General features: G+C 49.3%; 24 protein-coding genes. 15 read left to right on the forward strand and 9 right to left on the reverse strand.

What is annotated here, in order from left to right; genetic code table 11:
- Window positions 1-27 precede the first annotated feature (27 nt).
- Window positions 28-324, reverse strand: a complete 297-nt coding sequence (locus BLQ88_RS10995) for a muconolactone Delta-isomerase family protein (RefSeq protein ID WP_090149248.1) — start codon at window positions 322-324, stop codon at window positions 28-30.
- Between the two features lie 245 nt (window positions 325-569).
- Between BLQ88_RS10995 and BLQ88_RS11000 the strand changes: the two genes are divergently transcribed.
- From BLQ88_RS11000 to BLQ88_RS11025, 6 genes are all read left to right on the forward strand, one after another.
- A complete protein-coding gene (locus BLQ88_RS11000; RefSeq protein WP_090149250.1) occupies window positions 570-1,139 on the forward strand; it encodes an RNA polymerase sigma factor in 570 nt (189 codons plus the stop codon).
- The gene (locus BLQ88_RS11005) at window positions 1,108-2,676 is read left to right on the forward strand and encodes an anti-sigma factor (RefSeq protein WP_229212660.1); all 1,569 of its coding nucleotides are present in this window, start codon (window positions 1,108-1,110) and stop codon (window positions 2,674-2,676) included. Before BLQ88_RS11000 ends, BLQ88_RS11005 begins: the two co-directional genes overlap by 32 nt.
- A gap of 98 nt (window positions 2,677-2,774) precedes the next feature.
- The gene (locus tag BLQ88_RS11010) at window positions 2,775-4,007 is read left to right on the forward strand and encodes a serpin family protein (protein ID WP_229212661.1); all 1,233 of its coding nucleotides are present in this window, start codon (window positions 2,775-2,777) and stop codon (window positions 4,005-4,007) included.
- Between the two features lie 306 nt (window positions 4,008-4,313).
- Window positions 4,314-5,492, forward strand: coding sequence for an LVIVD repeat-containing protein (locus tag BLQ88_RS11015; protein ID WP_090149256.1), 1,179 nt, complete (start codon window positions 4,314-4,316; stop codon window positions 5,490-5,492).
- Between the two features lies 1 nt (window position 5,493).
- Window positions 5,494-6,072, forward strand: coding sequence for a hypothetical protein (locus BLQ88_RS11020; RefSeq protein WP_090149258.1), 579 nt, complete (start codon window positions 5,494-5,496; stop codon window positions 6,070-6,072).
- 12 nt (window positions 6,073-6,084) lie between these two features.
- On the forward strand, window positions 6,085-6,558 hold the full coding sequence (locus BLQ88_RS11025; RefSeq protein ID WP_229212662.1) for an META domain-containing protein: 474 nt from the start codon (window positions 6,085-6,087) through the stop codon (window positions 6,556-6,558).
- Between the two features lie 19 nt (window positions 6,559-6,577).
- Here the strand turns inward: BLQ88_RS11025 and BLQ88_RS11030 are convergent, their stop codons facing one another.
- Entirely contained in the window at window positions 6,578-7,699 is a 1,122-nt protein-coding gene (locus BLQ88_RS11030) for a glycosyltransferase family protein (RefSeq protein WP_090149261.1), read from the reverse strand.
- Window positions 7,700-7,701: 2 nt separating this feature from the next.
- A complete protein-coding gene (locus tag BLQ88_RS11035; protein ID WP_090149263.1) occupies window positions 7,702-8,568 on the reverse strand; it encodes a UDP-2,3-diacylglucosamine diphosphatase in 867 nt (288 codons plus the stop codon).
- Window positions 8,569-8,741: 173 nt separating this feature from the next.
- On the opposite strand from BLQ88_RS11035, the gene BLQ88_RS11040 reads away from it, so the two are divergent.
- The 5 genes from BLQ88_RS11040 (at window position 8,742) to BLQ88_RS11060 (ending at window position 14,375) form a co-directional block, all read left to right on the forward strand.
- Entirely contained in the window at window positions 8,742-10,211 is a 1,470-nt protein-coding gene (locus tag BLQ88_RS11040; RefSeq protein ID WP_090149266.1) for an energy transducer TonB, read from the forward strand.
- 133 nt (window positions 10,212-10,344) lie between these two features.
- Window positions 10,345-11,208, forward strand: a complete 864-nt coding sequence (locus tag BLQ88_RS11045) for an SPFH domain-containing protein (protein WP_090149268.1) — start codon at window positions 10,345-10,347, stop codon at window positions 11,206-11,208.
- Window position 11,209: 1 nt separating this feature from the next.
- Window positions 11,210-11,392, forward strand: a complete 183-nt coding sequence (locus BLQ88_RS11050) for a type II toxin-antitoxin system antitoxin (RefSeq protein ID WP_090149271.1) — start codon at window positions 11,210-11,212, stop codon at window positions 11,390-11,392.
- Between the two features lie 56 nt (window positions 11,393-11,448).
- Window positions 11,449-13,629: a S9 family peptidase gene (locus BLQ88_RS11055; protein WP_090149273.1), complete on the forward strand. Its 2,181-nt coding sequence runs from the start codon at window positions 11,449-11,451 to the stop codon at window positions 13,627-13,629.
- A complete protein-coding gene (locus BLQ88_RS11060) occupies window positions 13,629-14,375 on the forward strand; it encodes a hypothetical protein (protein WP_090149276.1) in 747 nt (248 codons plus the stop codon). The genes BLQ88_RS11055 and BLQ88_RS11060 overlap by 1 nt, the downstream gene beginning before the upstream one ends.
- Before the next feature lie 55 nt (window positions 14,376-14,430).
- On the opposite strand, the gene BLQ88_RS11065 is transcribed toward BLQ88_RS11060, so the two are convergent.
- The 3 genes from BLQ88_RS11065 to BLQ88_RS11075 form a co-directional block, all read right to left on the reverse strand.
- A complete protein-coding gene (locus BLQ88_RS11065) occupies window positions 14,431-15,951 on the reverse strand; it encodes a M28 family peptidase (protein WP_090149279.1) in 1,521 nt (506 codons plus the stop codon).
- A 90-nt stretch (window positions 15,952-16,041) separates the two neighbouring features.
- Entirely contained in the window at window positions 16,042-17,025 is a 984-nt protein-coding gene (gene hemB / locus BLQ88_RS11070) for a porphobilinogen synthase (protein WP_176884972.1), read from the reverse strand.
- A gap of 200 nt (window positions 17,026-17,225) precedes the next feature.
- Entirely contained in the window at window positions 17,226-17,912 is a 687-nt protein-coding gene (locus tag BLQ88_RS11075; protein ID WP_090149281.1) for a response regulator transcription factor, read from the reverse strand.
- A gap of 174 nt (window positions 17,913-18,086) precedes the next feature.
- On the opposite strand from BLQ88_RS11075, the gene BLQ88_RS11080 reads away from it, so the two are divergent.
- The 3 genes from BLQ88_RS11080 to BLQ88_RS11090 all read left to right on the forward strand — a co-directional run bounded on the left by BLQ88_RS11080 (window position 18,087) and on the right by BLQ88_RS11090 (window position 21,013).
- Window positions 18,087-19,106 (forward strand): alpha/beta hydrolase, encoded by a 1,020-nt coding sequence (locus BLQ88_RS11080; RefSeq protein WP_090149283.1) that lies wholly within the window; start codon window positions 18,087-18,089, stop codon window positions 19,104-19,106.
- 111 nt (window positions 19,107-19,217) lie between these two features.
- Window positions 19,218-20,048 carry an enoyl-ACP reductase FabI gene (locus BLQ88_RS11085; protein ID WP_090149286.1) on the forward strand — a complete coding sequence of 277 codons (831 nt, stop codon included), beginning with the start codon at window positions 19,218-19,220 and terminating at the stop codon, window positions 20,046-20,048.
- Window positions 20,049-20,191: 143 nt separating this feature from the next.
- Window positions 20,192-21,013, forward strand: a complete 822-nt coding sequence (locus tag BLQ88_RS11090) for a hypothetical protein (RefSeq protein WP_090149289.1) — start codon at window positions 20,192-20,194, stop codon at window positions 21,011-21,013.
- Window positions 21,014-21,024: 11 nt separating this feature from the next.
- Here the strand turns inward: BLQ88_RS11090 and BLQ88_RS11095 are convergent, their stop codons facing one another.
- Both BLQ88_RS11095 and BLQ88_RS11100 read right to left on the reverse strand, forming a co-directional pair.
- Window positions 21,025-21,699, reverse strand: coding sequence for a Uma2 family endonuclease (locus BLQ88_RS11095; protein ID WP_229212663.1), 675 nt, complete (start codon window positions 21,697-21,699; stop codon window positions 21,025-21,027).
- Between the two features lie 42 nt (window positions 21,700-21,741).
- Window positions 21,742-23,283, reverse strand: coding sequence for a YifB family Mg chelatase-like AAA ATPase (locus BLQ88_RS11100; protein WP_090149294.1), 1,542 nt, complete (start codon window positions 23,281-23,283; stop codon window positions 21,742-21,744).
- Window positions 23,284-23,416: 133 nt separating this feature from the next.
- Here BLQ88_RS11100 and BLQ88_RS11105 point away from each other — a divergent pair, with 133 nt between their 5' ends.
- Window positions 23,417-24,415 carry an N-acetylmuramoyl-L-alanine amidase family protein gene (locus tag BLQ88_RS11105; protein ID WP_090149296.1) on the forward strand — a complete coding sequence of 333 codons (999 nt, stop codon included), beginning with the start codon at window positions 23,417-23,419 and terminating at the stop codon, window positions 24,413-24,415.
- A gap of 19 nt (window positions 24,416-24,434) precedes the next feature.
- Here the strand turns inward: BLQ88_RS11105 and BLQ88_RS11110 are convergent, their stop codons facing one another.
- On the reverse strand, window positions 24,435-24,905 hold the full coding sequence (locus BLQ88_RS11110) for a Uma2 family endonuclease (protein ID WP_090149826.1): 471 nt from the start codon (window positions 24,903-24,905) through the stop codon (window positions 24,435-24,437).
- Window positions 24,906-24,916: the final 11 nt, after the last annotated feature.

The following is a 24,916-nucleotide window of genomic DNA, read 5'->3' on the forward strand; positions in this document are numbered from 1 at the left end:
GAGGCCATAAAATGTCGTGGAGTGTTATCAGTTCAATGAAAACATGGGCAAACGAAGCGCCACAACGTTATTGAACATTAGCTTGGTTATTTTAGGATCCATATAATCGATCAGCGGAAATTCCGAGACGAGCGACATTACTTCAAATTCAGTTTCTGCTCTAACCACACACCAGAGCCGCGAGTAATCATCGGACAAGGCATAAGACATCAGCCTTCCTTGCTCCATCAGTTCATTAATCTTTTTTCTCTGAGCAGGTATTTTTGCTGTGAAATCTTCCGACATGACAGCCGGCAGCTGGATTTCAACCATATATTGGCTCATGGGCGATAGATTTTAGGTTGTATTTATTAAATGATATGCGCCGCTGAATAGTTCCTTGGCGCTAAGTGCCCAGCATTTGACAATAGTTTTCCAGATGTTCCAACCATTTTGATAATGAGGGTGTCAGACAATTTACGACGTGCACGAGAGCACAAGTCGGATCATAACGCAACAGTAATCGGCTATCTTATGGGTAGAGGTGCTGAATTTATTTACAAACCGAACGAAGCACCCCTAACCTTCGGATGACGTTTAACGAAAAGGAACTGGTGACAGGCTGCAAGCAGCGTAACCGCATCGCCCAGAAACAGCTATATGATGTTTTTGGGGGTAAGCTGTTCGCTATTTGCCTGCGCTACACGAAAAACCGCGCCGACGCGGAAGACGTGTTGCAGGATGCCTTCATCAAAATTTACGAAAACATAGATTCTTTCAGGGCTGACAGCCCGCTGGAATACTGGCTCAGATCGGTGGTAGTAAACACGGCGCTGAACCATTTGCGGCAACAGAAATACCTGAAAGAACTGGATGACATAGATGTGCATCATAATGGTCTGTCGGACAGGGAGTTTACGCTGGGTAATTTCCAGATGCAGCAGCTCATGGAAATGATCCGTGAATTGCCGCCCGGCTGCCAGACGATCTTCAATCTCTACGCGATTGAAGGTTACCAGCACAATGAGATCGCCCAGATGTTGGGTATCTCCGAAGGAACGTCTAAGTCGCAATACTCGCGGGCAAGGACATTACTTCAACAAAAATTGAACAAAGAAAAAAGATTTGATGATGGATCCGTCCAACATAAACAATTTTGAAGATCAGTGGAGAAAGGCCTTGCAGGAGGCTTCCGAAACTCCCCCGCCGTCTGTGTGGGAGAGTATCGAGGCGCGTCTTGACGGGGAGCAGTCGAAAGTAGTTCCGCTTTGGTGGCAATCACCGAAAATCTGGTATGCGGCCGCTTCCATGGCTGCCTTGCTCGTGGTAGGCGGCGGACTTTGGATGTCGGATATTAAAACAAACGAGAAGCCACAGGTAGCTGTAAGTACAGAATCCGTTAGGAAATCTGAAAGTAAGGGCAGCCAAATGGCCGAACAAGTTCCGTCTGCGAATGAAAGCCTGAATACCGAGAAACTGGCTGCGAATGACCAAAAAACTTCCAGCGAAGCGAAAACGCTAATCGAATCCAAAACGCCATCTGTAAAATCAAAAGGATATCAATCAATTGAACAGCAAATTGAAATTGCTGCATCAAATAATGTGAATGCTGCTGTAAAGCATGAGAATGCATTTACAAAAGCAAAAAATTCATCTCAGGACCAGCCGGGCATAGCTGCTGTCGAAGGGGCTCAAAAACCGGTCGCGAAAAGTGGTTCAGGCAATGAAATAATTAGTACAACTGCAACGCCTGTCGAAAGCGTACAGCCTGTCGAGATCGCAACGGCGAAAGTTGCCGGGAATGGTAATGCGGCAGCATTAGCAGATGAGAACCAATCCATTTCAGCACAGCTGCTGGCTTCGTTGCCTTACAGTGATTTGGATGTGTATGTACAAAATCGCCACATTTTCTTCCGTCCTCAAATCCAGATCGAAGAGCCGGTGAAGGAGAAGAAGCCGAAAGAATATTATGCAGGCTTGGGTGTCATGCCGGCGTCGTTTAACCCGGATGTACAACTGAAAGAGGCGCCTATGGCTTTTTCAGCGCAGTCGGTCAGCCAGAAGCGGGCTACTACCGGGTCGAGCCAGGCCAGGGCTTCCTACGCGGTGCAAACCCAGGGCGGAGTGCGTATATCCAAGCACTGGTCTGTGGAGACGGGTATCAGTTATCTCCGGGGGAACTCGGCTTACGAAGGCGGCGGTTACGTGCTGAATGCATATAGTAACCTGTCTTCTAATGTTTTGGAAAATGCATTGGCAGGATTAGCGAGTAGCCCTTCGGCTGACAAGGCTGCGGGTTTCAATAACGGTGCATTATATATAGATGTTGCCAAAAAGGTAAGCAACAATTACCAATACCTCCAATTGCCGGTACAGGCAGGCTTTACATTAAATCCCGACAAGAAATTCAGCTATTCGGTACTGGGCGGGATGATGGCGAATTTCTTTTTGGTGAATGAATTGGAATCCGCTTCGGGCGAGATTATCCGGACAACCGCGAGTGATGACATTTACCGTGGCATGAACTGGGCCGCGACCACAGGATTGAGATTGAATTATAAATTGTCCTCGAACTGGGGCGCCAACCTGACAGGCTCTTATCAAAGGGCTGTTTCATCCGGTTTTAAATCCAATCAAAGCCTCGATTCACATCCTTATTTGTATGGGGTTTCGTGGTCTGTTCGCTATTCTTTTTGAGATAATTCGAAAAATTTTCCAACCATTGCCGGTTGATTTGAATCTATCGATTTGTGGGTTGATTGTGGAGAAGGAAAATATCCTTGCATCTGTTAGCCATGAAAATTTTAAAGAAGTCGATCACCATTCCGATGCTGGCAGTAGCAATGCTGCTAGGCTGCACAAAGGACAATGTCGAGCCTGGTAACGAGGTAAATCCGGTGGAAATACCGGCCTCGGTTTCCAATGGGACAACGTCTTTTGCATTCGACTTTATTCATGCGTTACAGGGAACGCAACCCGCACAAACGAATTTCTTTGTATCGCCGCTTAGCTTGCATATGGCATTAGGAATGCTTTTGAATGGCGCCGAAAAAGAAACCGCCGGAGAAATTCAAAAGACCTTGAAAATGGATGCCGTTGCATTGGCCGATTTAAATGCAGCATATAAAACATTGATCAACGATCTGCCGGTTGCAGATTCGAAAGTGAGTCTGGGGTTGGCGAATTCTATTTGGTATAAAGATGGTTTTTCAGTTGAAAATGATTACCTGGGCCTGCTGAAAAGTTCGTTTAATGCGGATGCAACCGGGCTGCCCTTTAACGATGCCGCGGTGAGCCGGATTAATCAGTGGGCAAGCGACAAAACGAATGGGAAGATCAAAAATGTACTGGAATCCATTTCGGCCGATCATGTAATGTTCCTTTTGAATGCATTGTATTTCAAAGGCGACTGGAAAGCAAAATTCGATTCGAAGAACACAAAAGACACACCATTCCTTTTAGAAAACGGGCAGAGTCAAAACGTAAAGATGATGTTTTCCAGCTCGGATTATAAAATAGCAGGAGGAAACAATTTCAGCGCCGTGCAGCTTCCTTATGCCAATGGTCAGTTCGTAATGACTTTGCTGATACCGACTGGCCAGAACACCATCGATCAGGTATTTAAAGGCCTTACTCGCGAAACCTGGAATGAAGTGAACGGTAAAATGTATCAAACTGGCGTGACAGTAGGTCTACCCAAATTTATATTGGAATACAAAGCAGATCTGAGTAAGACCCTTTTTAATATGGGGATTCGGAAAGTGTTTTCCAGCGGAGCGGAATTAGGAAAAATTAATAAAGGCGCGAGGCTGTTTGTTGACTACGTAAAACAGGATGCCTATTTGGGGATCGACGAAAAAGGAACCGAAGCTGCGGCTGTTACAACGATAGCGGTGGGCGTTACCAGCGCCGGCCCCAAAGAACCGCCAAGATTCATTTGCGACCGTCCATTCGGTATCGTGATCAGCGAAAATACTTCGAATACGATTCTTTTTATGGGTAGAATTAACAATCCGGAATCGAAATAGCAATGCAAGAGAGCATTTAAAAATATCAAAGATAAAAAATACCGGTTCGCCGGTATTTTCGGGGTGCGTTATCGTCCGAAGGCCTTGCTTTCGGACGATTTTGTTTTGTATTCCAACCAATTACAAAAAAATACTGTCCTGCACTTACCCAAGTTGAAATATCATTTTTACTAGCCTCTAAAACCTAACCGTATGAAACCTAAACTTTTACTGTTATGTGTCGGAGCTTGGCTTTGCTGGTCTTGCAACGATCAATGTAAGGAAACGCGCGTCGTGCGCCGTGTCAGCAACGTTACATATTCCTTGATGGAGCTCCGGACGCAGGTTAAATCCGAATCGCCGCGTACTCTGGAGCAGCCCGGCAAGATGTATGTGAAGGGCAAATATTTATATGTGAATGAAATTAAAAAAGGTATTCACATCATCGACAATGGAAATCCTGCCAGCCCGAAATTTGTAGCTTTCATCAATATCCCGGGCAACGGCGACATAGCGGTTCGTGACAATATTCTCTATGCCGATAGTTTCTGCGACCTCGTTTCGATAGACATTGCCGATCCCGCAGCGCCGAAAGAAGTAGGCAGGGTTAAAAGTGTATTCAAAACCGGTCTTTTCGACGGAGGCGGATGGTCGCTGAATGAATCGGTGGGCGCCATCAACGATCAGAATGTGGAATGGATTGAGGAGACGGTAAAAGTTAGCTGCGAGGACAATGTTCCACCGACGTCCTGGTGGGGCGGCGTGATCTGGATGATGGCCGATAGGGCGTCTTTCAGCAGCGGAGCTTCTGCTTCACCGCAATCTTCGGGTGCCAGCAATGGTCAGGCAGGTTCCATGGCACGTTTCGCGCTGGACCGTAACTTCCTCTACGCCGTCAGCCAGACCCAAATGCATCTTTTCAAAATAGATAAACCCGCCCAGCCGGTTGATTTTACGACCATCAATCTTGGCTGGGGTATCGAAACGATTTTCCCCTATGGTAACAAGCTCTTCATAGGCTCTTCAACCGGGATGTTTATTTATGATAATACCAATCCCGCAGAGCCGAAACAACTCTCGAATTTCCAGCACGGCCGCGCCTGCGATCCCGTGGTGGTGCATGAGGATATTGCGTACGTAACGCTGCGCACGGGTACCGCGTGCGCGGGAAGCCAGAATCAGCTCGACCTCGTCGATGTAAGCAATCCGGCTGCTCCGCAGCTCATTAAAAGCTATCAGATGGAAAATCCGCACGGCGTGAGTATCGATTTTCCGACACTTTACCTTTGTGAGGGCGAACACGGCCTGAAAGTTTTCGACGTAAAGGATAAATTTCTGGTGGACCGTAATCAGCTGGCGCATTTCAAGGATATGCATGCCTATGATGTGATTTCGCTCGGCAAAACATTGCTGCTGATCGGCGAGGACGGATTTTATCAATACGATTCGTCGAACCCGAAGGATTTGAAAATGCTGAGCAAAATTCCGGTCGGTAAGGCGATGTGATATGAAAAAGATCGCAATTTTAATGTTGCTGTTGGGTACGACAGCAGCGTACGCGCAGAAGGCCAGGCCGGTGCGGTACGTCAACCATACGGAATTCGGAGGATTATTTGGCAGGGTGAAATATCCGAATCCTTATAATAACAATGCAGAACAGGTCGACAGTAAAACGAGCCTGACCGTTCAGACATTCAACGGCGTGCAGATTCATGAAAAACTGTCAGCCGGGGTAACGCTGGGCATAGATTGGTATAAGACCGCATTGCTGAATCCCATCGCGGGAGGTGTCCGCTATGATTTCGTAACCAGCAAAAACGTGAAGTTGTTCGGTACCGTCGATGCAGGCTATGCATTCGCGTGGTTTCAAGATGATTCGGAAGGGGCCGCTACGAAGGGGGGATTAATGGTCAATCCGGGTGTGGGTATGAAAGTTGGACGGCCGGGAGTAGCTGCATTTACCATTGCATTGACCTACAAAAGACAGGAAGCGCACATTACCAAAGTGCCGTTGTGGGATCAGCGGGAGCGGTTTGAGGACCGTGTTTATAACAGGCTTGCATTACGGTTAGGAATCAGTTTTTAAATTAAATAAGCCATGAAAAGAATTGCTCACCTATTTACCTGCTTCATTTTCCTCGCATTGACCGCTTTTGAATGCGACAACGGCAAATATTGTTGTGACATGCCCCCATGCTCGGAAATTGCATCGCTGGACGGCACGTGGCGCCTCGATTACTTCCAGAACACCGTAAGTAGCGTAGTTGATAGAGACCCGGAAATCAGCGGAAAAAGCGTCGTTTTCACATTCGAAGACGATAAAAGCAACGGCACGATTGCCGGCCACACTTTTGTAAATACGATCAGTGGGGCTTACACGCTTGGATCAGGCTGCACTTTCAAAGTAACGAGCTTTGGAGGCAGCAAAGTAGGTGAGCCCGAATGGAGCCGGAAAGCCTGGCTTCCGTCGGATTCAACGGGTGGCAAGGGCATCTATCACGTAACGTCCGATAAGCTGATCCTTCAATTTGATAAAAACCCGGAACAGCTGGTCTTCAAGAAGGATAAGTAAGGTATTCGGGCAGAGAATGTCAGATTTCCGACTGCATTTTCCGCCTGATATCGATTGATTTTTCGAATTCCGCAATTTCCCGCACAAATAGCTGGTGCCCGCGGTGGTACCAGTTCCTGAATTTCTCCGACTGGTCGATATGCTTCGGTAGATAATCAAAAATCACCGATAGGTCAAAGGACTTGGACATTACACCTGCACCTGAAATCACACCGTCAATCGCATTGCATTCCTGCTCGAAGTGGTTCGGTACGGGTACCATCATTACCGGTTTTCCCAAATACATCGCCTCGCAAACCGATTCGAAACCGGCTGTGGTCACCAATGCACGGCAGGTGGCGAGCATCCGCAGGTATTTTTCGCTATTGATCTGGTGAAAGGTAAGCGTACTATCAAAAACAACTTCCTCCGAAGCACCCGCATTATCCCAGAAGCAATGCAGCTGCACATCCTTATGCTTTTGATGCCATTCGATCACCTGTGTGCTCAGGCTGTGGTGCGTCATGTACACAAGGATAAATGAGCCTTGCTGAGGCGTCAGTCGGGTTACTTCCTTGCGCAGCAATGGCGGCACCACCGTGATTTTCAGTTTTGGCGCCGAAGGCATTTCGCGGAACGACAATGCGAGCCTGTTTGCCGAAAGCCAGGAGGTCGACTTCGAGTTGAGGTTAATAAGGAACTGATTGACCCGACTCTTTTCGGGAAATATAAATTTCGGGTGAAGCAAGAGGTACTGATGCGCAATGCAGATCATCGGAATTCCCGAGCGGTAGATCATATTGTACAGCCCGCCGTAAGTATCGTAGAAGCTTACGATCAGATCGGGATTGATCTGCTTCACCGTTTCATGAATGCGATGGAGACTTTTGAGGTATTTGGGCAAATGTGCCAAGTGTGTGGCAATGGTCCGACCTACATTCATGCCGCCGCCCTGGACTTTGTAAATGATATTAGGCGCCTCGAAATGATGCACTGGCGCGAAGATCTGCTCCTGGAAAAACGAAGGGATATTCCGGCCCGGCGAAGTTCCCACCATCGCGCCTACTACCTTATGTCCCGCACTACGCAGGATCTGGCCGAGCGAAATGGCTTGCGTCAAATGCCCACGGCCCTCTCCCTGAACCAGAAAAAGGATTCTCATAATTACAGATAGCGCTGATTCCGCCCCGTCAGAAAACCGGTGAACGCCACTTGCTTCTCGATGCCGGGGAAGTTTTCAACGACTTTTTTGGTACTCGTTTTTTTTACTGGCTTTTCGACGATCTCCTGCTGGTCGTAGTAAAGCAGGCTCCAGTTCCCGTCGAAATCCTCAACCAGCGCACTCAGGGTCTCGACCCAGTCACCCGAATTCATGTATTTGATACCATCGATCTCGCGGATCGCCGGGTGGTGAATGTGCCCGCAGATCACGCCGTCGCAGCTGCGCGAACGGGCCAGTTCGGTAAGCTTTTCTTCAAAGTCGGTCATGTAATTCACCGCCATTTTCACCGACTGCTTCACGCGTTGCGATAAAGAGTAATAGGAGAGACCGCGCCATGCGCGATATTTATTGTAAAATTTATTGACCCACAGCAGGAACGTATAGCCGATGTCGCCCAGGTAGGCGAGCCATTTCAAATGCGTGGTAATGGAGTCGAAAACATCGCCGTGCGTGACGTAAAACCGCTGCGTACCGGATGTAAGAATGTAATCTTTACGGATCTGGAAATGCTTGCCGAGGCGTAATGGGATGATCTGGTCAAGGAAATCGTCGTGGTTGCCGCGGATGTAGATCACTTTCGTTTTGTTATCCTCTATCATTTTCAGCACGCGTTTGAAAAACAACGTATGTTTGCGTTTCCACACACCATACTTTTTCAGTTGCCACGCGTCGATAATGTCGCCATTCAGGATAAGCTTTTTGCATGTGTAGCTTTTCAGGAAATTGGTGACCTCTTCTGCCTTCGACCCTCCTGCTCCGAGGTGAACGTCAGAAATGATGATAGTTCGAAAGTGAGTTGTATCTCCCATGATACAAATTTTCTCATTTTATATTACCTGGATATTATTCACAGGTTATCAGTAGGTTAAGTTTGTACTAAAAACTACTTCTACAATCCAATTTTGAAATATTTGCAGAGTAACTATGAGTTTCTTTAAAAGAAAAACATCATTTTTACTGTCCGCATAACTCATCAACCCTAATGAAAAAATTACTTACGCTATTGTTATTTTCGGGTGTGCAGGCATTCGCTCAGCAGGTGTATCTGCCCCATGAAGTGGAAAAGCAGGCTGAGCCGGCCGGCGGGCTTACGGTACTCAATCAGTTTATCAGTTCAAACCTTCAAATACCGTTTGAAAGCTCGGTGAAGGGAGTAAACGGTCGCGTTTACCTCAAAGGCGTGGTGCAGCCCGACGGCAGTATGACCAACATCGAGGTGACGCGCGGGATTGATACTTTGTGCAACTCGGCCGCCGTGCGGGTATTGGGCATGTACCGTGCATGGAAGCCCGCGATGCTGGGCGGACAAAAAGTGCGGCAAAACGTATTCTTTCCTGTAACATTCAAAGCGGAAGCCAGGCCCGGCTACGATGCGTCACGGCTTGCATTTGTTGATTATTTCAATGAAGTATTTGTTCCCGTAGATTCTGCGCAAGCTACCTACCGGCGCACTACGCCCGTCGATAGCCTCGGTTTTATTTCCGGCGATGTGGCTTACGAGGAATCGAAAAGAAAGAAGTGGAAAAAGCTTGGCGAAGCGAAGTTTGCGAGGACACAAATCCGCTACAAATCGAATTATGTAAACCCGGGCCGCGACTCGATAGCCGCCTACCGCATTTCAGCACGGGATTACAACGAGGGCAGCCACGCCAGCGAAGCCATATTTAACCAAGAAGGACAAATCCTCTCTTATACCGAGTATGGTGTCGATGGAAAAGCCGCACTCATCAAAGATTACGACCTCAACGGCATGGTAAGGCGGCAGCAACTCCTTAGCGATTCCCTGGTAACGGACGTTTATTGGGACGTTAATGGTCAAATCAGGGCGCACAGGGATTTTCCCGTCAATAAAATGGGCGTGAAAGAAGAGCCGCTACTAATGAATGCCTGGGGACCGGATGGCGTGCAATATGCGAAAAACGGGGAAGGCTATTGGATGGCCGTCGGCGAAACGCCTGATGGAAAGTGGCTGTTCGAGCAGGGGAAGATTACCCAAGGAATTAAGGACGCGAAGTGGGTTGGGAAGCTGGCCGACAGCACGCAGTACTATGAGGAAGTTTATGATTTAGGTCAATTCAAATCCGGCGTTTCGTGGGTGAGCGGGACGAAAATGACCTATGAAAAACCGCAGGTTCAGCCCGAATTCAAAGGGGGTATGAAAGAGTTTTACAAATTTCTTGCGTCGAATATCCGGTATCCGCCCAACGCGGCGAAAAGCGGTGTTACGGGGCGGGTAATGCTGTCGTTCGTAGTATGCGAGGACGGTTCTATGTGTGATTATAAAGTGGAAAACAGAATAGGGCACGGAATTGACGAGGAAGCGCTGCGGGTGGTTAAGCTCATGAATGGGAAGTGGGAGCCCGGCGTGTTACGTGGCCAGAAAGTCAGGGTCAAATACAATTTGCCCGTCAACTTTCAAATGGAAACCACGCGCATAGTTCAGTACAGATAAAAAGGGTTAACCGCCACTCATCCGTTCCCGGCGCCAGTCACAGGCTCCGGGAATTTTTTTGTCCCAAATGCATTAGGAAATAGCAATTGATTTGATAATATTGTGATATCACTTTAATATCAAATCAAAAGCTATGACTGAAAAGGAACTACGCTCAATATCAGGCTTTGCGCTATTCGGGATCGGGCTGCTGATGCTGTTTGCCGGCTCTTTCGTTTTTACCATGAACGGCGCGCCGCTAATGGGAGGACTTATCTTTGCTTCGGGCCTCGTCATCCTGCTAGGCCTCACGGTCATCAACCCGAACGAAGCGGTCGTAACCACATTTTTCGGCGATTATATGGGTACGATGAAGCAGAACGGACTCCGCTGGGTAAACCCGTTCTTCCGCAGGAAAAAAATCAGCCTGCGCGCCCGCAACCTGAACGGCCAGAAACTGAAAGTGAACGACAAGCTCGGTAACCCCATCGAAATCGCGGCGGTGGTCGTGTGGCGGGTGGGCGATACCGCGAAAGCTTCTTTTGAAGTGGATGATTACGTGAAATATGTCGAGATCCAGTCGGAAGCGGCGGTGCGGCATTTGGCAGGCATTTACGCTTACGACTCAATGGAAGACGAGGAAGCGAACATTCAGGAAGTAACCCTGCGAGACGGCAGCGGGAAGATCAACGAAATGCTGGAAGCGGAGCTGACCGAACGCCTGAGCCGGGCCGGTATCGATGTCCTGGAATCGCGGATCAGCCACCTTGCGTATGCGCCCGAGATCGCGGGTGCGATGCTGCAACGCCAGCAAGCCTCGGCTGTGGTAGCGGCCCGTCGGCAGATTGTGAATGGTGCCGTGGGAATGGTGGATATGGCATTGGCCATGCTTTCCGAAAAGCAGATTGTGGAACTCGACGAAGAGCGGAAGGCCGCAATGGTGAGTAATTTGTTGGTAGTTTTGTGCGGAGAGAAAGCGGCGACACCCATTTTGAACGCCGGAACATTGTATCCATGATATGGCGGAGAAAAAAGCATTTGTGTTGCGGATCAATCCTGATATGCTTAGGGAGCTGGAAACCTGGGCACAGCAGGATTTCCGCAGTTTGAACGGACAGATCGAGTTTTTGCTGAGCGAGGCATTGAAAAAACAAAGGCGCTCAAAATCAAAGGGAAACGACGAAGGCGGTGCAAAAGATTAATTAAAAATGTTAAAATTGCACTTATATAGTTGTCGTACTAATTTTTAAAAGCTCACATGAAGCAAATATTCAGGACACTTTCATTAACAATCCTTTCCTTTCAGCTTTTTGCGCAGATTCCCGACACATTTCAATGGCTACCAGATGGCAGCGGCTACCGCGATGCCGGTGATGGCCAGATTGTGGAAGTGACATTGCCTGCCAATCAGGAGAAAATAATCGTTTCGCCGGCGCAGCTTACTCCGCAAGGCGGCTCGCCATTGACAATCCGCAGCTACGCTATCAGCAAAGCGGGTGATAAAGTTTTGGTGTATACCAATACCAAACGCGTGTGGCGCTACGATACACGGGGCGATTACTGGGTGTACGACATTACCGCCAAGACTTTGAAGCAGCTTGGAAAAGGCTTGCCGGAGTCGTCGCTGATGTTTGCGAAATTTTCGCCCGATGGCAAAAAAGTCGCGTACGTGAGCATGCATAATGTGTACGTGGAAGACCTCGCGAGCAGCGCGGTAAAACAGGTTACCACCGACGGCACGGACCGCGTGATCAATGGTACATTCGACTGGGTTTACGAAGAGGAATTCGATTGCCGCGACGGTTTCCGTTGGAGCGACGACAGCAAGTCGATCGCTTACTGGCAGCTTGATGCGCGCAAGATCCGTAACTTCTTGATGATCAATACTACGGATTCCATTTACTCATTCAATGTACCGGTAGAATATCCCAAGGTAGGAGAAACGCCTTCGCCGTACAAAATCGGGGTGGTGGACATTGCCACGGCGCAGACGAAATGGATGAATATCCCGGGCGATCCGCAGAATACCTACGTTCCGCGAATGGAATGGTCGGGTATGCCGAACGAGCTCGTGATCCAGCAGCTGAACCGCAAGCAGAACGAGAGCACATTGTTCTACATCAATACCGCAGACGGTAGCGCGAAGCCATTTTATAACGAAAAAGATGAAGCCTGGATCGATATCAAAAGCCGCTGGGAAAACGACCCGATGGGCTGGGACTGGATCAATGGAGGTAAAGAGTTTTTGTGGGTGAGTGAAAAAGACGGCTGGCGGCATACCTACCGCGTGAGCCGCGACGGCAAGAAGGAAACGCTCGTTACGGTGGGTAATTTTGATATGATCAGCCCGGTTCGCATCGACGAGAAGAACAATGCTTACTATTTCATGGCTTCGCCTGATAACGCCACGCAGAGCTATTTATACAAAACCACGCTCGACGGCAAAGGCACACCGGTGCGCATTACGCCAGCCGATCAGGCAGGAACGCATGCTTACGATATTTCGCCTTTAGGTAAATTCGGGCGTCATCAGTTCTCAAATGCAAAAACATCGCCCCTGGTTGAATGGATTTCGTTCCCGAAACACGCTTCCATTGATCCTGGCAACTCGATTGCCCAGTCAAAGGACAAAATCAATTCCTCGAAAGCGAACATCGAGTTCTTCCGGGTAAAAACCGACGAGGGCGTGGAAGTCGATGCGTGGATGGTGAAACCTACCAATTTTGATGCAAGCAAGAAATACCCGATCGTGTTCATGGTGTATGGCGAAGCGGCGGGTAGCACGGTGAAAGATGTTTGGGGAACCGGCCGTAACCGCTTGTACGCCGGCAGCATGGCCGACGACGGATACATTTACGCGTCCATCGATAACCGTGGTACGCCATCACCCAAAGGTGCGAAATGGCGCAAGGCGATTTACCGCAATATCGGCCGCATTAACATCAAAGACATGGACGGCGCTGCTACTGCGATGTTCAAACAATTTGCATTCATCGATACCAGCCGCGTGGCCGTACACGGATGGAGCGGCGGTGGTTCTTCCACTTTGAACCTGTTGTTCCAATATCCGCAGCATTTCAAAACCGGTATAGCCGTGGCAGCCGTGGCCAACCAGCTTACTTACGACAACATTTACCAGGAGCGCTACATGGGCATTCCGCAGGAGAACCGGGAAGATTTTGTGAAAGGATCACCGATCACTTATGCCAAAAACCTGCGCGGTAACTTGCTCTACATTCACGGAACCGGTGACGACAATGTGCATTACCAGAACGCTGAAATGCTTGTTAACGAGCTGATCAGGGCCAATAAGGTGTTCCAGTTTATGCCTTACCCGAACCGTACGCACAGTATTTCGGAAGGCGAAGGCACCTCGCGGCATTTGCAATCGCTGTTTACGGATTATCTCAAAAAGAACTGCCCTCCGGGAGCGAAGTAATGCTGAAAAAAATACTAGGCTCGATAGGCCTGGCGGTACTGTTACCGCTGGGCTGCCTCGCGCAGATCAGCGAGGGCACCAAGCAGAGCATCGCAACAGGAAAAGGACTGAATGTGCCGAGGTCGGGCGTTTTTTGGACTTCTCCTACCGAGCAACCCGGCGTGATCGGCGATTTTTATATCGATTCGCTTTGGCGCGACGGTGATGTGAAACTGGTGAAGCCGGTTGCACAAATAGGCGGGCTCGAATCGGACACGATCGCAGGCGTCGAGATCCGTTATAATGTGCTGAATGATGAACTGGAAGTGTTGGCGGATAAAGCTAAAAAGGACATCAGGGTAATTCGCGGCAGCCAGTTGAAAAGTTTCAAAACTAATAATGGCCTTGGCGAAGTAGAATATGTGAATCTCGCGAGCTTTGACCCGAACGGAGAGGCAAAAGGCTTCGGAGCGGTGCTGGCGTCCGGCAAGATCACGTTTGCGAGAGTGTATAAGACAAAGATTACCAAGCCGAACTACAATCCCGGCTTTGGTACCGGAGAAAAGAACACGGTCGTAAGGCTTACGACAGACTATTATCTGCTCTCAGGCTCGGGAGTTCAGAAAATCAGTTTAAGCAAAAAGAGCCTGCTGGCTGCCATGGCTGACAAAAAGCAGGAAGTAGAGCAATATTTGAAGGAAAGCAATCCGGACCTTAAAGATGAGGCACAGGTAGCAAGTCTCATTCAATTTTATAACTCCAAATAGAAAGAGCCCTCCGGAACCGTTCCGAAGGGCTCTTTTCTTGATATTCCTGCAAAAATTACTTCCCGTATAACTTCTTGGCGGCCGGCTCGTACTTATCGCCAGCGCTCCATTGCGGTGCCGTTTTGCGGTCGGCGATCAGGCGCGTCGCGTAGGTGTACGCCTGACTGAATTTCAGCAGATAATTGAAATCGACCGTTTCGGGATGGTCGGTTACCTGGTGATAATTCTTCATAATGTCGCCATTGAATTCCTTGAAACCCGGCGTGAAGGTCGGGGCGGGAATGCCTTCTTTGGCAAAACTCACATTATCCGACCGGTCGAAAAGTCCCTGCTCCGGCGAAGGATCGGCGAAAATGCCGAGGCCAAAAGCCTTGCAAGCTGCTTCGATCTCCGCGCGAGCGCCGGTGCGGTCGAGGCCCATTACCGAAACAATAGTAGTATCATTATAACCTGCACCGTCGGAATTGATATTGAAAATGCATTTGTTCAAAGGCATGATCGGATGCGACGCGTAGTACTTGCTGCCCAGCAAACCCACTTCTTCGCCGGTCAATGCAACCAGAACAATCGAACGTTTCGGCGGGTTTTTGGCCAAAGCTTCCGCAGCGGTGAGCAATGCCGTTACGCCAAATGCATTATCGCGGGCGCCATTGAAAATGCTGTCTTCGGGCGTGTACGTCTGGCCGCCTTGCTTGCCTACACCCACGTGATCGTAATGCGCGGAGAGCAGAAGGTATTCTTCTTTCAGTTTCGGATCGGTACCGGGAATGTAGCCGGCGACATTGTAGCTGTAAACAGGCTTGGCCGCGCGTCCGGAAGTTTTGAAACTAACCTCCTTCACTGCACGCAATGCACGGGCGAATTTGGCTTCCTTGCCATTTACCCAGGCATGCGGAATGGATTTCGTGGCAGTACCCTCTGCCAGCGAGATTTTTTCCCCTGCAAAAAACTTGCTTACCGTATTCCATGGAATAGGCGCATTGAAAAGCTCTATAACCGCAATAGCCCCTTTGTCCTGAGCGAGTTTGCGCTTTTCAGTTGAAGTAGCGATGATTTCGGAGGGCGTCTGTGTTTCCGGCGTGCCGCTTTCAACCAATACAATTTTGCCCTTCACATCCAGTCCTTTGTAATCATCCCAGCTTTTGGCGGCATTTTCCAGACCAAAACTCGCATACACGATTGGTGCTTTCAGGTCCACCGCGTCGCCGGCCATTAACAGCCAGTCGGTGCCGCTTTTCATGATCTCGGCATCCGCGGCGATCTCGCCGCTGCCATTAGCACCCATTTTTTCGAATGGTACCCGCTGAAAGTAGCTCGAAGTACCGGTTTCGGCATTGCCTGGCACGGGTACCACGCCCATTTTACGGAATTGCTCGGCAATGTAGCGGGCCGCTACGAAGTTCCCCTGCTCCCCTGTGCGCCTGCCCATGAGCTCGTCGCCCGCGAGGAAACGGATATGGGCTTCGGTTTCAGATTTTTTTACTTGAAATTCAGGTAATGACGAAGTCTTTTTCTGGGCGTCGGCGGGAAGGGTAAGGGCCAAACCGAGCGGTAACAGTAGTAATGATAGTTTCATGACTGTTTTAAATGGGTTTCAAAAAGAAAATGTGAAGACGTAAGTTAGCCAGACATCTTCACATTTATATGTTGTGATAATTGAAAATCCTTACCGTTTGTTCAATAGTAGAGCCGCTTCTTTGGCGAAATAGGTGAGAATGCATTTGGCACCGGCGCGACGGATGCTCGTGAGCACTTCCATCATCGCACGCTCGCCATCGAGCCAGCCGTTTTGCGCAGCAGCTTTCACCATCGCATATTCGCCTGAAACGTTGTATGCGGCAATAGGGATGTCAAAGTTTTCGTCGAGCAGTCGGATGATATCCAGGTACGACAATGCGGGTTTCACCATCAGCATATCGGCTCCTTCTTCAAAATCCAGTTGTGCTTCCAGTAATGCCTCCCGTTTGTTGGCGGGATTCATTTGGTAAGTCTTTTTATCCCCAAACTTCGGCGCCGATTCCAATGCATCGCGGAATGGGCCGTAGAATGCGCTGGCATATTTGGCGGAATACGACATAATGCTCACATCGGTGAATCCATGCGCGTCGAGGTGGCGGCGGATGAAGCCCACGCGGCCATCCATCATATCGCTCGGGCCGAGAATGTCGGCGCCCGCTTTGGCTTGCGCCAGCGACATATTTGCGAGGATTTCAAGCGTGGCGTCGTTCAGTATCTTGCCGTTTTCTACGAGTCCGTCGTGACCATCGGAGCTGTATGGGTCCATAGCCACGTCCGTCATGATCACGAGTTTAGGAAACTGCTCCTTAACCGCCGTGATCGCTTTCAGGTAAAAAGTATCTTCATGATAGCTTTCCGACGCGAAACGGTCTTTTTTACTTTCCGGATAATTGGGAAAAAGATCAATGGCTTTAATGCCGAGATCGGTCACTTCTTTGAGCTCTTCGAGCAGGTTATCGAGGGAATAGCGATAAATGCCGGGCATCGACTTCACCTCCGACTTCTGCCGGGTTCCATCGACAACAAACATGGGAAAAATGAAATCGGATACCTGCAAATTGGTTTCCTGCACCAGGTCACGCACACCTGCGGATTTTCTATTGCGTCGGGGACGACGGGATAATTCGATCATGATATTGACAGTCGGCGATCGGCACAAGGCCGTCGGCTTTTATGGAAGCTTATTGAAATACTTTAAAGAAAAACCCCACAAAGAAACGCAGAGTTTCCTAAACCACTCCCTTTTTCCAAACCACTCCCATTCTTACCTGCGCGTTCCTCCCTTTCCTCCATTCTCCCGTTCCTCCCTACGTGGGCCGCCCTTCCTTTCTTTCAACCAACCATCAACTTAAACCCTTCCCCATGCAAATTCATAATCTGGATCGAAGGGTCCTGGCGGAGGTATTTGCGGAGCTTGGTAATGTAGACGTCCATGCTTCGCGCATTGAAATAGGAATCGTCGCCCCAAATGGTTTTCAATGCAAAGCTGCGGCTGATAGGCTGGTTGAGATTTTGGCAAAACAACCGGAGCAGCTCCGATTCCTTGCTCGTCAAGCGTGCAGAAGTTTCGCCGATGGATAATTGCTGATGGTTATAATCAAAAGTATACTCGCCAATCCGGAACATTTTGGTCTCTTCCTGCTGGTCATTCTGGCGGGTATAGCGCCGGAGAATGGCCTGGATGCGCATGAGCAGCTCCTCGCGGTCGAAAGGCTTGGTAACATAATCATCCGCCCCTACCCGGAATCCCTGCATCGTATCCTCCTTCATCGACTTCGCCGTTAAAAAAATAATAGGCACATCTCGTCCACTCATACGCACCTCTTTTGCGAGCGAAAAGCCGTCTTTTTTGGGCATCATCACGTCGAAAATGCACAAATCATATTCTTTATCCACAAAATGCTGCCAGCCTTTCTGCCCATCAGTAGCAAGGTCGGTAGGAAAGCCTTTATCGGTCAGATATTCCTGAAGAAGCATTCCGAGGTTGGCGTCGTCTTCAACGAGTAAAAGATTGGGCATTTGGAAAACGGGTAAATCGGTTAGGTTTGCAAGATACGACATCCCGGCGCGGGGTGGGTTGGCCTGTGAATAACAGAATTCAGGAAAAATTGCTGAATGGTTACATCCTGCGTAAATTAACCCGATAAAACTAGCGATCTTTCGAATCTCTGAAACCTTCTTAATTCATAAAAAATGTTAAAATTCATCCTATGGGTCGCCGCGATCCTCGTGATCCTCGGTGTCGTGTACATTTCCGGGCCCAAAGTGCCGGAAGCACGCCTTACGCCTGTTTTACCCACTGTTACCAGTGACCTCGTGAAGCTGGAAGAAGAGGTAAACCGTACCGAAAAAGCCACGCCGCTCCTGAAACCGGACAACGAGGCGCGCATTGTGTGGGCGAACGACAGTTTGAAGCAGAAAACCACATACAGCATCGTGTACATCCACGGATTCGGCGCCAGCTGGGCCGAGGGCGATCCTGTTCATAAAGATCTTGCGAAAAAATACGGGGCCAACCTTTACCTCGCGCGTATGCACGACGCCGGTATCGCAGATACGAATGCATTGGACGACCTCACTCCTGCCAATTTCCTCGCGGGAGCGAAGCGTGCGCTGGCGATCGGGAAGGTTTTGGGCGACAGTGTGATCGTGATCGGTACTTCGGCGGGCGGGCTGCTTTCCGTTTACCTGGCCGCTACCCATCCGGAAATCAAAGGGCTGGTGCTCTACTCGCCTTGTATGGCCATTGCCAACCCGGCCATGAAGCTCGTAACCGGCCCATGGGGCCAGCAGATCCTGCATAAGGTGATGGGTACCCACAATATGGGCAAAGATTCTATTCCGGCGCAGGCGCAGTTCTGGTTGCAGGGTTACCATACCAATGGCCTTACTACGTTGCAGCAGATGATCGACGCCATTGCGCGGCCTGAGATCTTTGCGGAAGTGAAAATGCCGGTTTTTGTGGGATATTATTACAAAGATGAGGAGCACCAGGATAAAGTGGTGTCTGTGAAGGCGATCCGCAAAATGTTTGAGGGACTCGGTACACGGGCTGAGCTGAAAGAGGAAATGGCATTTCCGGAAACCGGTGACCATGTGATCGGCTCGCATTTACGGTCGAAGGATGTAAAGAGCGTGTACGAGGCCACTGACCGGTTTTTTCAGGAAAAGCTCCATTTGAAACCAGTAGAAAACCTTATTGCCCAGCCTTGAACGGGTACAGGAAGGCCGTTACGGGCGCGGATATTGTGGTTAAACCCGCTAAAAATGCTTTACTTTGCCGGCTTGAACAGACATCCTAATTAATCAACAATAAAAGGAAACATGGCTTACGGTTTATTAAAAGGAAAAAGAGGAATTATATCGGGGGCATTGGACGAAAACTCCATTGCCTGGAAAGTAGCGCTGAAAGCGAGGGAAGAAGGTGCCACGTTTGTACTGACCAACGCACCGATCGCGATGCGTATGGGCGCTATCAATGATCTGGCGAAGCAATGCGACGCTGAGATTATCCCTGCCGATGCTACTTCCATGGAAGATATCGAGAACCTTTTTACCAAATCGACCGAGATCCTCGGCGGCAAGATCGACTTCGTATTGCATTCGATCGGAATGTCGCTGAATGTGCGCAAAGGCAAGTCCTACGGTGACCTGAACTACGACTGGTTCCAGAAAGGCCTGGATATTTCGGCCATTTCGCTGCACAGATTTTTGCAGGTAGCCGAAAAACTCGACGCGATCAACGACTGGGGATCGGTTGTGGCATTATCCTACATTGCGGCCCAAAGAACCTACTCATTCTACAATGATATGGCTGAGGCCAAAGCGATGCTCGAAAGCATTGCCCGCAGCTACGGTTACCGTTACGGAAAAGCTAAGAATGTGCGCGTGAACACCATTTCGCAGTCGCCTACCAAAACGAAGGCCGGCTCGGGTATCGAAGGTTTCGACGCATTCTATGATTTCGCGGAAAAAATGAGCCCGCTGGGCAATGCTTCGGCGGATGATTGCGCTAATTACGCGATCACGCTCTTCTCCGACCTCACCCGTTTCGTGACGATGCAGAACCTGTACCACGATGGCGGCTACTCTTCGACCGGTATTTCGGAAGAACTCGTGACGATGATCCAGCAGCAGGCACAGCAGCAGCAATAATCATTCAGGCTAAATATTCAGGAACCCTTCAAGGCACGCGTTTTGAAGGGTTTTCTTTTTGTACTAAAATAAATGCGTATACACACCGTTTCGCGTTGTGTAATGTTTGAAGGATCGATTAGTTTAGCCAAATAAATCCACCTATGAATCAAGAGAATCGTCACCCCTTTTTCAGCAAACTTGGGGCGCAGGCAAGCCGCCTGTTGCTCGCAGCCTTATTTCTGACATTGTTTTCATGCGGAGGCGACAAAGAAGAAGCCACCAAGGAAGCCGCAACGCCCGACTCGCCGATGTACACACTGGTGTTTCTTGATAAAACACAGAGCGTACACGTCGATAAACGCTACGTGAACGACAAGTACCGCCAGGCTTTGACCGACATTATCGAGCAAAACATGAAGAACAAGGGCGATAAGCTGGAAGTCTATTTCATTCACGAAAACACTTCAAAAGCCCGCGCGTTGTCGCTCACCGTTCGCAGCGAGCGAGATAACCTCGAAGGCGCCAATGCTACCGACCGGGAAGGCATTGAAACGGCATTCCAGCTTACATTGCAAAAGGAGAAGGGCATCTACCTGCGCCAGCTTCTTGCGAAACTCAATCAGCAAAATACCGGTGCATCAAACCTTTCAACAGACATTTGGGCCAGCTTGCCCGTAATCGCCAAAGCCGGAGAAAGCGGGTCGGAAGTGAAAGTGTATTATTTCAGTGATATGGTAGAAAGCGTAAAAGGTGCTGATCGCCGCGATTTTCACACGAATCCGCCCAAAAGCGATGCGGAAGCTGAAACGGACGCCAAAGAAGATACCAAGAAACTGGAACGTTATGCGATCGGCTCGCCACAGGTTACCATTGTATCCCCCTTCGAACCTACTGCTTCAAGCAAAGAGAATAACCCGCACGTGACGCACTACTGGCAGACGCTCTTTCAAGAGCTGGGCGGGGTAAGTGTAGAGGAACTTTGAGTAGTTGGGTATTATAGGTTTTGGATGGCTTTCAGGTTTTCCACCTTGTCGAATATGCATCGGATTGGAATCTGGAAGCCATCAATTACAAAACTTCTGACATTCTGAGTACCAGATGTCAATATCAATTCATACTTTTTATCTACCAGGTGATATTGTTCGAGTATTTCGGTTTCCGGATCGATAATCCAATATTCTTCAATTCCGTGCGCCTGATAATCTTCAAATTTGAGACCGCGATCTCGTGATCTCGTCGATGGCGAAAGTATTTCTACCACCAAGTCAGGAGCGGGGAATATTGTATGATCATTTGACAATGTCTCTGCCCTTGGGTTCTTGAAGAAGCAAACGTCAGGTTCGTAGTCGTTTCTTGTAAGCGCGATCATCACATTGTCATATCCAACGAAACCGATCTCTTCCCTATCGACATAAATGCTCATTATTCGATAAAGCAAGCCACTGGCGATCGCATGTTTCTTCTTTACAGGAGAATGAACCACAATCTCTCCATTAATGAATTCGATTTTTTCCTGCTCCGTAATGTCATTGTAAAATTTCAACCGACGTTCGCGTTCCTGATCGAGCGCTTTCTGCACCGCATCCAGCACCAGATAGGCATCCGGCACATTCATAATCTCCGAGACAATACGATTACTCATCTCTGTTGTCAATTGTAGTGTTTCCAAATTTAACAAAGTTTAAGGTGAAAAGATAGACTATTTGCACTGCTATCCAGCCCAATTCTCCCGGTCCAGACTGCGGTATTGAATCGCTTCGGCTAAATGTTCGACCTTAATATCATCGCTATCGGCGAGGTCGGCGATGGTGCGGGAGACTTTGAGGATGCGGTCGTAAGCGCGGGCAGAAAGGCCGATTCGTTCCATAGCTTTACGGAGGAGCATTTTACCGACATCTTCAATAATGCAGATTTGTTTTACCATTTCAGGCGTCATCATCGCGTTGGAATAGATTTCCTTGTGGTTTTTGAAGCGTTCGGTCTGGCGCTCGCGGGCGCGGATCACCCGTTCGCGAATCTGCTCGCTGCTTTCGGATTTGCGGGTGGAGGAGATTTGATCGAAGGAAACAGGCGTCACTTCTACGTGTAAATCAATGCGGTCGAGGAGCGGGCCGCTGATTTTGTTGAGGTATTTCTGAACGACGCCCGGGCCGCAGACGCAGTCCTTGTCGGGATGGTTATAGTAGCCGCACGGGCAGGGGTTCATGCTCGCGATGAGCATAAAGTTCGCGGGATATTCGACGGCCATTTTTGCCCTCGAAATACTTACCCGTCTTTCTTCCAAAGGCTGCCGCATTACTTCCAGCACAGATCTTTTGAACTCCGGCAGCTCGTCCAGGAACAGTACGCCATTATGCGCCAGGGATATTTCGCCCGGCTGCGGATAACTTCCCCCGCCTACCAATGCGACGTCGCTGATCGAGTGGTGCGGCGAACGGAACGGACGGCGCGACACCAAAGTAGCCTGCTTGCCCAGCCGCCCCGCTACCGAATGGATTTTGGTCGTTTCCAATGCCTCGGGAAGACTAAGCGGCGGTAATATGCTGGGAATGCGCTTCGCGAGCATGGTTTTACCGGCTCCCGGCGGACCGATCATGATCGCATTATGCCCGCCTGCGGCTGCGATTTCCAACGCGCGTTTGATATTTTCCTGGCCTTGCACATGCTCGAAATCGGCTTCGTAGTCGTTTTGCGAGGTGAAAAAGAGGTCGCGGGTGTCTACGATGAGCGGTTCGATATTTTTCGTTCCCTTGAAAAAATCGATAGCATCGGCCAGTGTTTCGACGGCGATCACGTCGAGGTTGTTGACGATAGCTGCTTCGGACGCGTTTTCAGCGGGCAGTACAATGCCTTTGAAGCCTTGTTTACGCGCTTCGATGGCAATGGGCAACACGCCTTTAATGGGCCGGAGAATGCCGTCGAGGGAGAGTTCACCGAGGATAATGTATTCTTCGGGGTTGCGCATGCTGGCGAGTTGGTCGGAGCATTGCAGCGTGCAAATGGCAATGGGCAGGTCGTAGGCGGAACCTTCCTTGCGGATGTCGGCCGGTGCGAGGTTTACGACCAGTTTCTGGCGCGGCATCTTATAGCCGAAATGTTTCAATGAGGCTTCTACGCGCTGCTGGCTTTCTTTTACAGCGCTGTCGGCCAGGCCGACCATATAAAATCCCAGCCCCTGACCGACATTGACTTCAATGGTGATGATCGTGGCATCGACGCCGAAAACGGCACTTCCGTAGGTTTTGGCAAGCATAAGTGTGTGCTTTGAGTAAATAGAAAAATTTTATGCAAAAATAGCATGAAAAAGGCGAAAGCGGGGAAACCGCACGCAAGGCTTGCGCAACCGCCTGATCATTCCTAATTTAAGATTCTATTATACTAAGCCCATGAACCGCATTCTCCTGACCCTGTTACTTTTCGTAGGTATCATTTCAATTACCGTAGGCCAATCAAAGCGAAAGCCGCTGAAAGGAAAAACCATTTGCATCGACCCCGGGCACGGCGGTACCGCGGCTACCGATAGCTATCGAGTAGGCCCTGGCGGTGAGCGGGAGGAGTGGATTAACCTGCGTGTAGCGCTGCTGTTACAGAAAATGCTCGAAAAGAAGGGTGCAAAAGTGGTTATGACGCGTGTGGAAGATGTCGAAGTGCCATTAATAGACCGTTCGAAACTTGCCAAAGACCGCAAATCCGACCTTTTCGTCTCGATCCATCATAATGCGACTGCCGATTCATCCGTCAATTTCCCCATCATTTATTTTCACGGGAATATGTCGGAGAATGTAGGCAGTGTAGATTTCGGGAAGGAGCTTGCTGCGCGATTATTGAAGTACCTGCATAGACCTAATACGCCGGTTTCGCTCGTCTCCGATTTCACGATTTTCGCGGATGCCGGCGCCTCGGTACTCAGAAATACCTACGGAATGCCTGCGCTACTGGCAGAAGCATCGTTCTTTACGAACCCATCGGAAGAGCAGCGCCTCAAACAACCAGAGCATAACCAAAAGGAAGCATTAGCCTACACCGAAGCGATTGTCGCGTTTTTTGCAAAACCTGTTGCGCCTATCACTGCAAAGAATTCCAAAGTGCCCGTGATTCCCGCATTTAAAGTATTCCAGGAAGCCGAGCGCATGACGCCCATCGCGAAACGCTGGCGGCAGGATTTCGAAGAAGGAAAAGTATTTATGACCAAACGCGACACCGCATTGCTTCGGGAATCGTATGAGCTATTCACCCGCTCGGCCCGCTCTTTCCCCGATTCCTGGCTTGCCGGGCAATGCCACCAGAACCGGGCCGTACTACTCCGAAAATTGGGTAAAGCCGTTGAAGCCGGGCAGGAAGATCAGCGGTTTAAGGAATATTATGTGCCTTTGAATGGCAGGTAAAAGCCTATACTTCCCGCGTCTATTTAAACAATGCCCGTAAATCGATGGTAATGTCGGTAATGGGGTCTATGAATACACATTCGGTGAAATTCTGAACTGGCTGGTTGGGAAGAAATAGCTGGATGGTTTGAATAGAAGGCATTACAATCCACGCCGAATGTACGTTTGAGGGAAAGTAAATCTTCCAGATTTTGCCGGTCAACGCATCGTACGCCTGCGTAGGTGAGAGGATTTCGATAGCGGTGATCGGAGGTTCGGTGTAGCGGATAATGTCCTCTTTCCAATTGAAAGAAAGGTTCTGAAAAATCGAAAGATCGGGTTTGCTACGCCCTGCCCGTAATTCGAGTTCGAGCTCGGGCATGATGTCGAACCGCTCGTCGTATTGCGAGAGCAGGATACTTAGCCGGTAAATCAGGCGTGAATGGTTCAACGACATGGCTTCCTCGAGAGGAGTTTCAATTTCGGTGATTTCAATTGCCTGGATTGCCATAACCATTGTCG

This window comes from Dyadobacter soli (assembly GCF_900101885.1).
Taxonomy (GTDB): Bacteria; Bacteroidota; Bacteroidia; order Cytophagales; family Spirosomataceae; genus Dyadobacter; species Dyadobacter soli.

Excerpts from the sequence above, each read along its gene's own strand:
- BLQ88_RS10995 (WP_090149248.1), bottom strand. The coding sequence starts at position 324 with ATGAGCCAATATATGGTTGAAATCCAGCTGCCGGCTGTCATGTCGGAA.
- BLQ88_RS11000 (WP_090149250.1), top strand. The coding sequence starts at position 570 with ATGACGTTTAACGAAAAGGAACTGGTGACAGGCTGCAAGCAGCGTAAC.
- BLQ88_RS11005 (WP_229212660.1), top strand. The coding sequence starts at position 1,108 with ATGATGGATCCGTCCAACATAAACAATTTTGAAGATCAGTGGAGAAAG.
- BLQ88_RS11010 (WP_229212661.1), top strand. The coding sequence starts at position 2,775 with ATGAAAATTTTAAAGAAGTCGATCACCATTCCGATGCTGGCAGTAGCA.
- BLQ88_RS11015 (WP_090149256.1), top strand. The coding sequence starts at position 4,314 with ATGGAGCTCCGGACGCAGGTTAAATCCGAATCGCCGCGTACTCTGGAG.
- BLQ88_RS11020 (WP_090149258.1), top strand. The coding sequence starts at position 5,494 with ATGAAAAAGATCGCAATTTTAATGTTGCTGTTGGGTACGACAGCAGCG.
- BLQ88_RS11025 (WP_229212662.1), top strand. The coding sequence starts at position 6,085 with ATGAAAAGAATTGCTCACCTATTTACCTGCTTCATTTTCCTCGCATTG.
- BLQ88_RS11030 (WP_090149261.1), bottom strand. The coding sequence starts at position 7,699 with ATGAGAATCCTTTTTCTGGTTCAGGGAGAGGGCCGTGGGCATTTGACG.
- BLQ88_RS11035 (WP_090149263.1), bottom strand. The coding sequence starts at position 8,568 with ATGGGAGATACAACTCACTTTCGAACTATCATCATTTCTGACGTTCAC.
- BLQ88_RS11040 (WP_090149266.1), top strand. The coding sequence starts at position 8,742 with ATGAAAAAATTACTTACGCTATTGTTATTTTCGGGTGTGCAGGCATTC.
- BLQ88_RS11045 (WP_090149268.1), top strand. The coding sequence starts at position 10,345 with ATGACTGAAAAGGAACTACGCTCAATATCAGGCTTTGCGCTATTCGGG.
- BLQ88_RS11050 (WP_090149271.1), top strand. The coding sequence starts at position 11,210 with ATGGCGGAGAAAAAAGCATTTGTGTTGCGGATCAATCCTGATATGCTT.
- BLQ88_RS11055 (WP_090149273.1), top strand. The coding sequence starts at position 11,449 with ATGAAGCAAATATTCAGGACACTTTCATTAACAATCCTTTCCTTTCAG.
- BLQ88_RS11060 (WP_090149276.1), top strand. The coding sequence starts at position 13,629 with ATGCTGAAAAAAATACTAGGCTCGATAGGCCTGGCGGTACTGTTACCG.
- BLQ88_RS11065 (WP_090149279.1), bottom strand. The coding sequence starts at position 15,951 with ATGAAACTATCATTACTACTGTTACCGCTCGGTTTGGCCCTTACCCTT.
- hemB (WP_176884972.1), bottom strand. The coding sequence starts at position 17,025 with ATGATCGAATTATCCCGTCGTCCCCGACGCAATAGAAAATCCGCAGGT.
- BLQ88_RS11075 (WP_090149281.1), bottom strand. The coding sequence starts at position 17,912 with ATGCCCAATCTTTTACTCGTTGAAGACGACGCCAACCTCGGAATGCTT.
- BLQ88_RS11080 (WP_090149283.1), top strand. The coding sequence starts at position 18,087 with ATGTTAAAATTCATCCTATGGGTCGCCGCGATCCTCGTGATCCTCGGT.
- BLQ88_RS11085 (WP_090149286.1), top strand. The coding sequence starts at position 19,218 with ATGGCTTACGGTTTATTAAAAGGAAAAAGAGGAATTATATCGGGGGCA.
- BLQ88_RS11090 (WP_090149289.1), top strand. The coding sequence starts at position 20,192 with ATGAATCAAGAGAATCGTCACCCCTTTTTCAGCAAACTTGGGGCGCAG.
- BLQ88_RS11100 (WP_090149294.1), bottom strand. The coding sequence starts at position 23,283 with ATGCTTGCCAAAACCTACGGAAGTGCCGTTTTCGGCGTCGATGCCACG.
- BLQ88_RS11105 (WP_090149296.1), top strand. The coding sequence starts at position 23,417 with ATGAACCGCATTCTCCTGACCCTGTTACTTTTCGTAGGTATCATTTCA.
- BLQ88_RS11110 (WP_090149826.1), bottom strand. The coding sequence starts at position 24,905 with ATGGCAATCCAGGCAATTGAAATCACCGAAATTGAAACTCCTCTCGAG.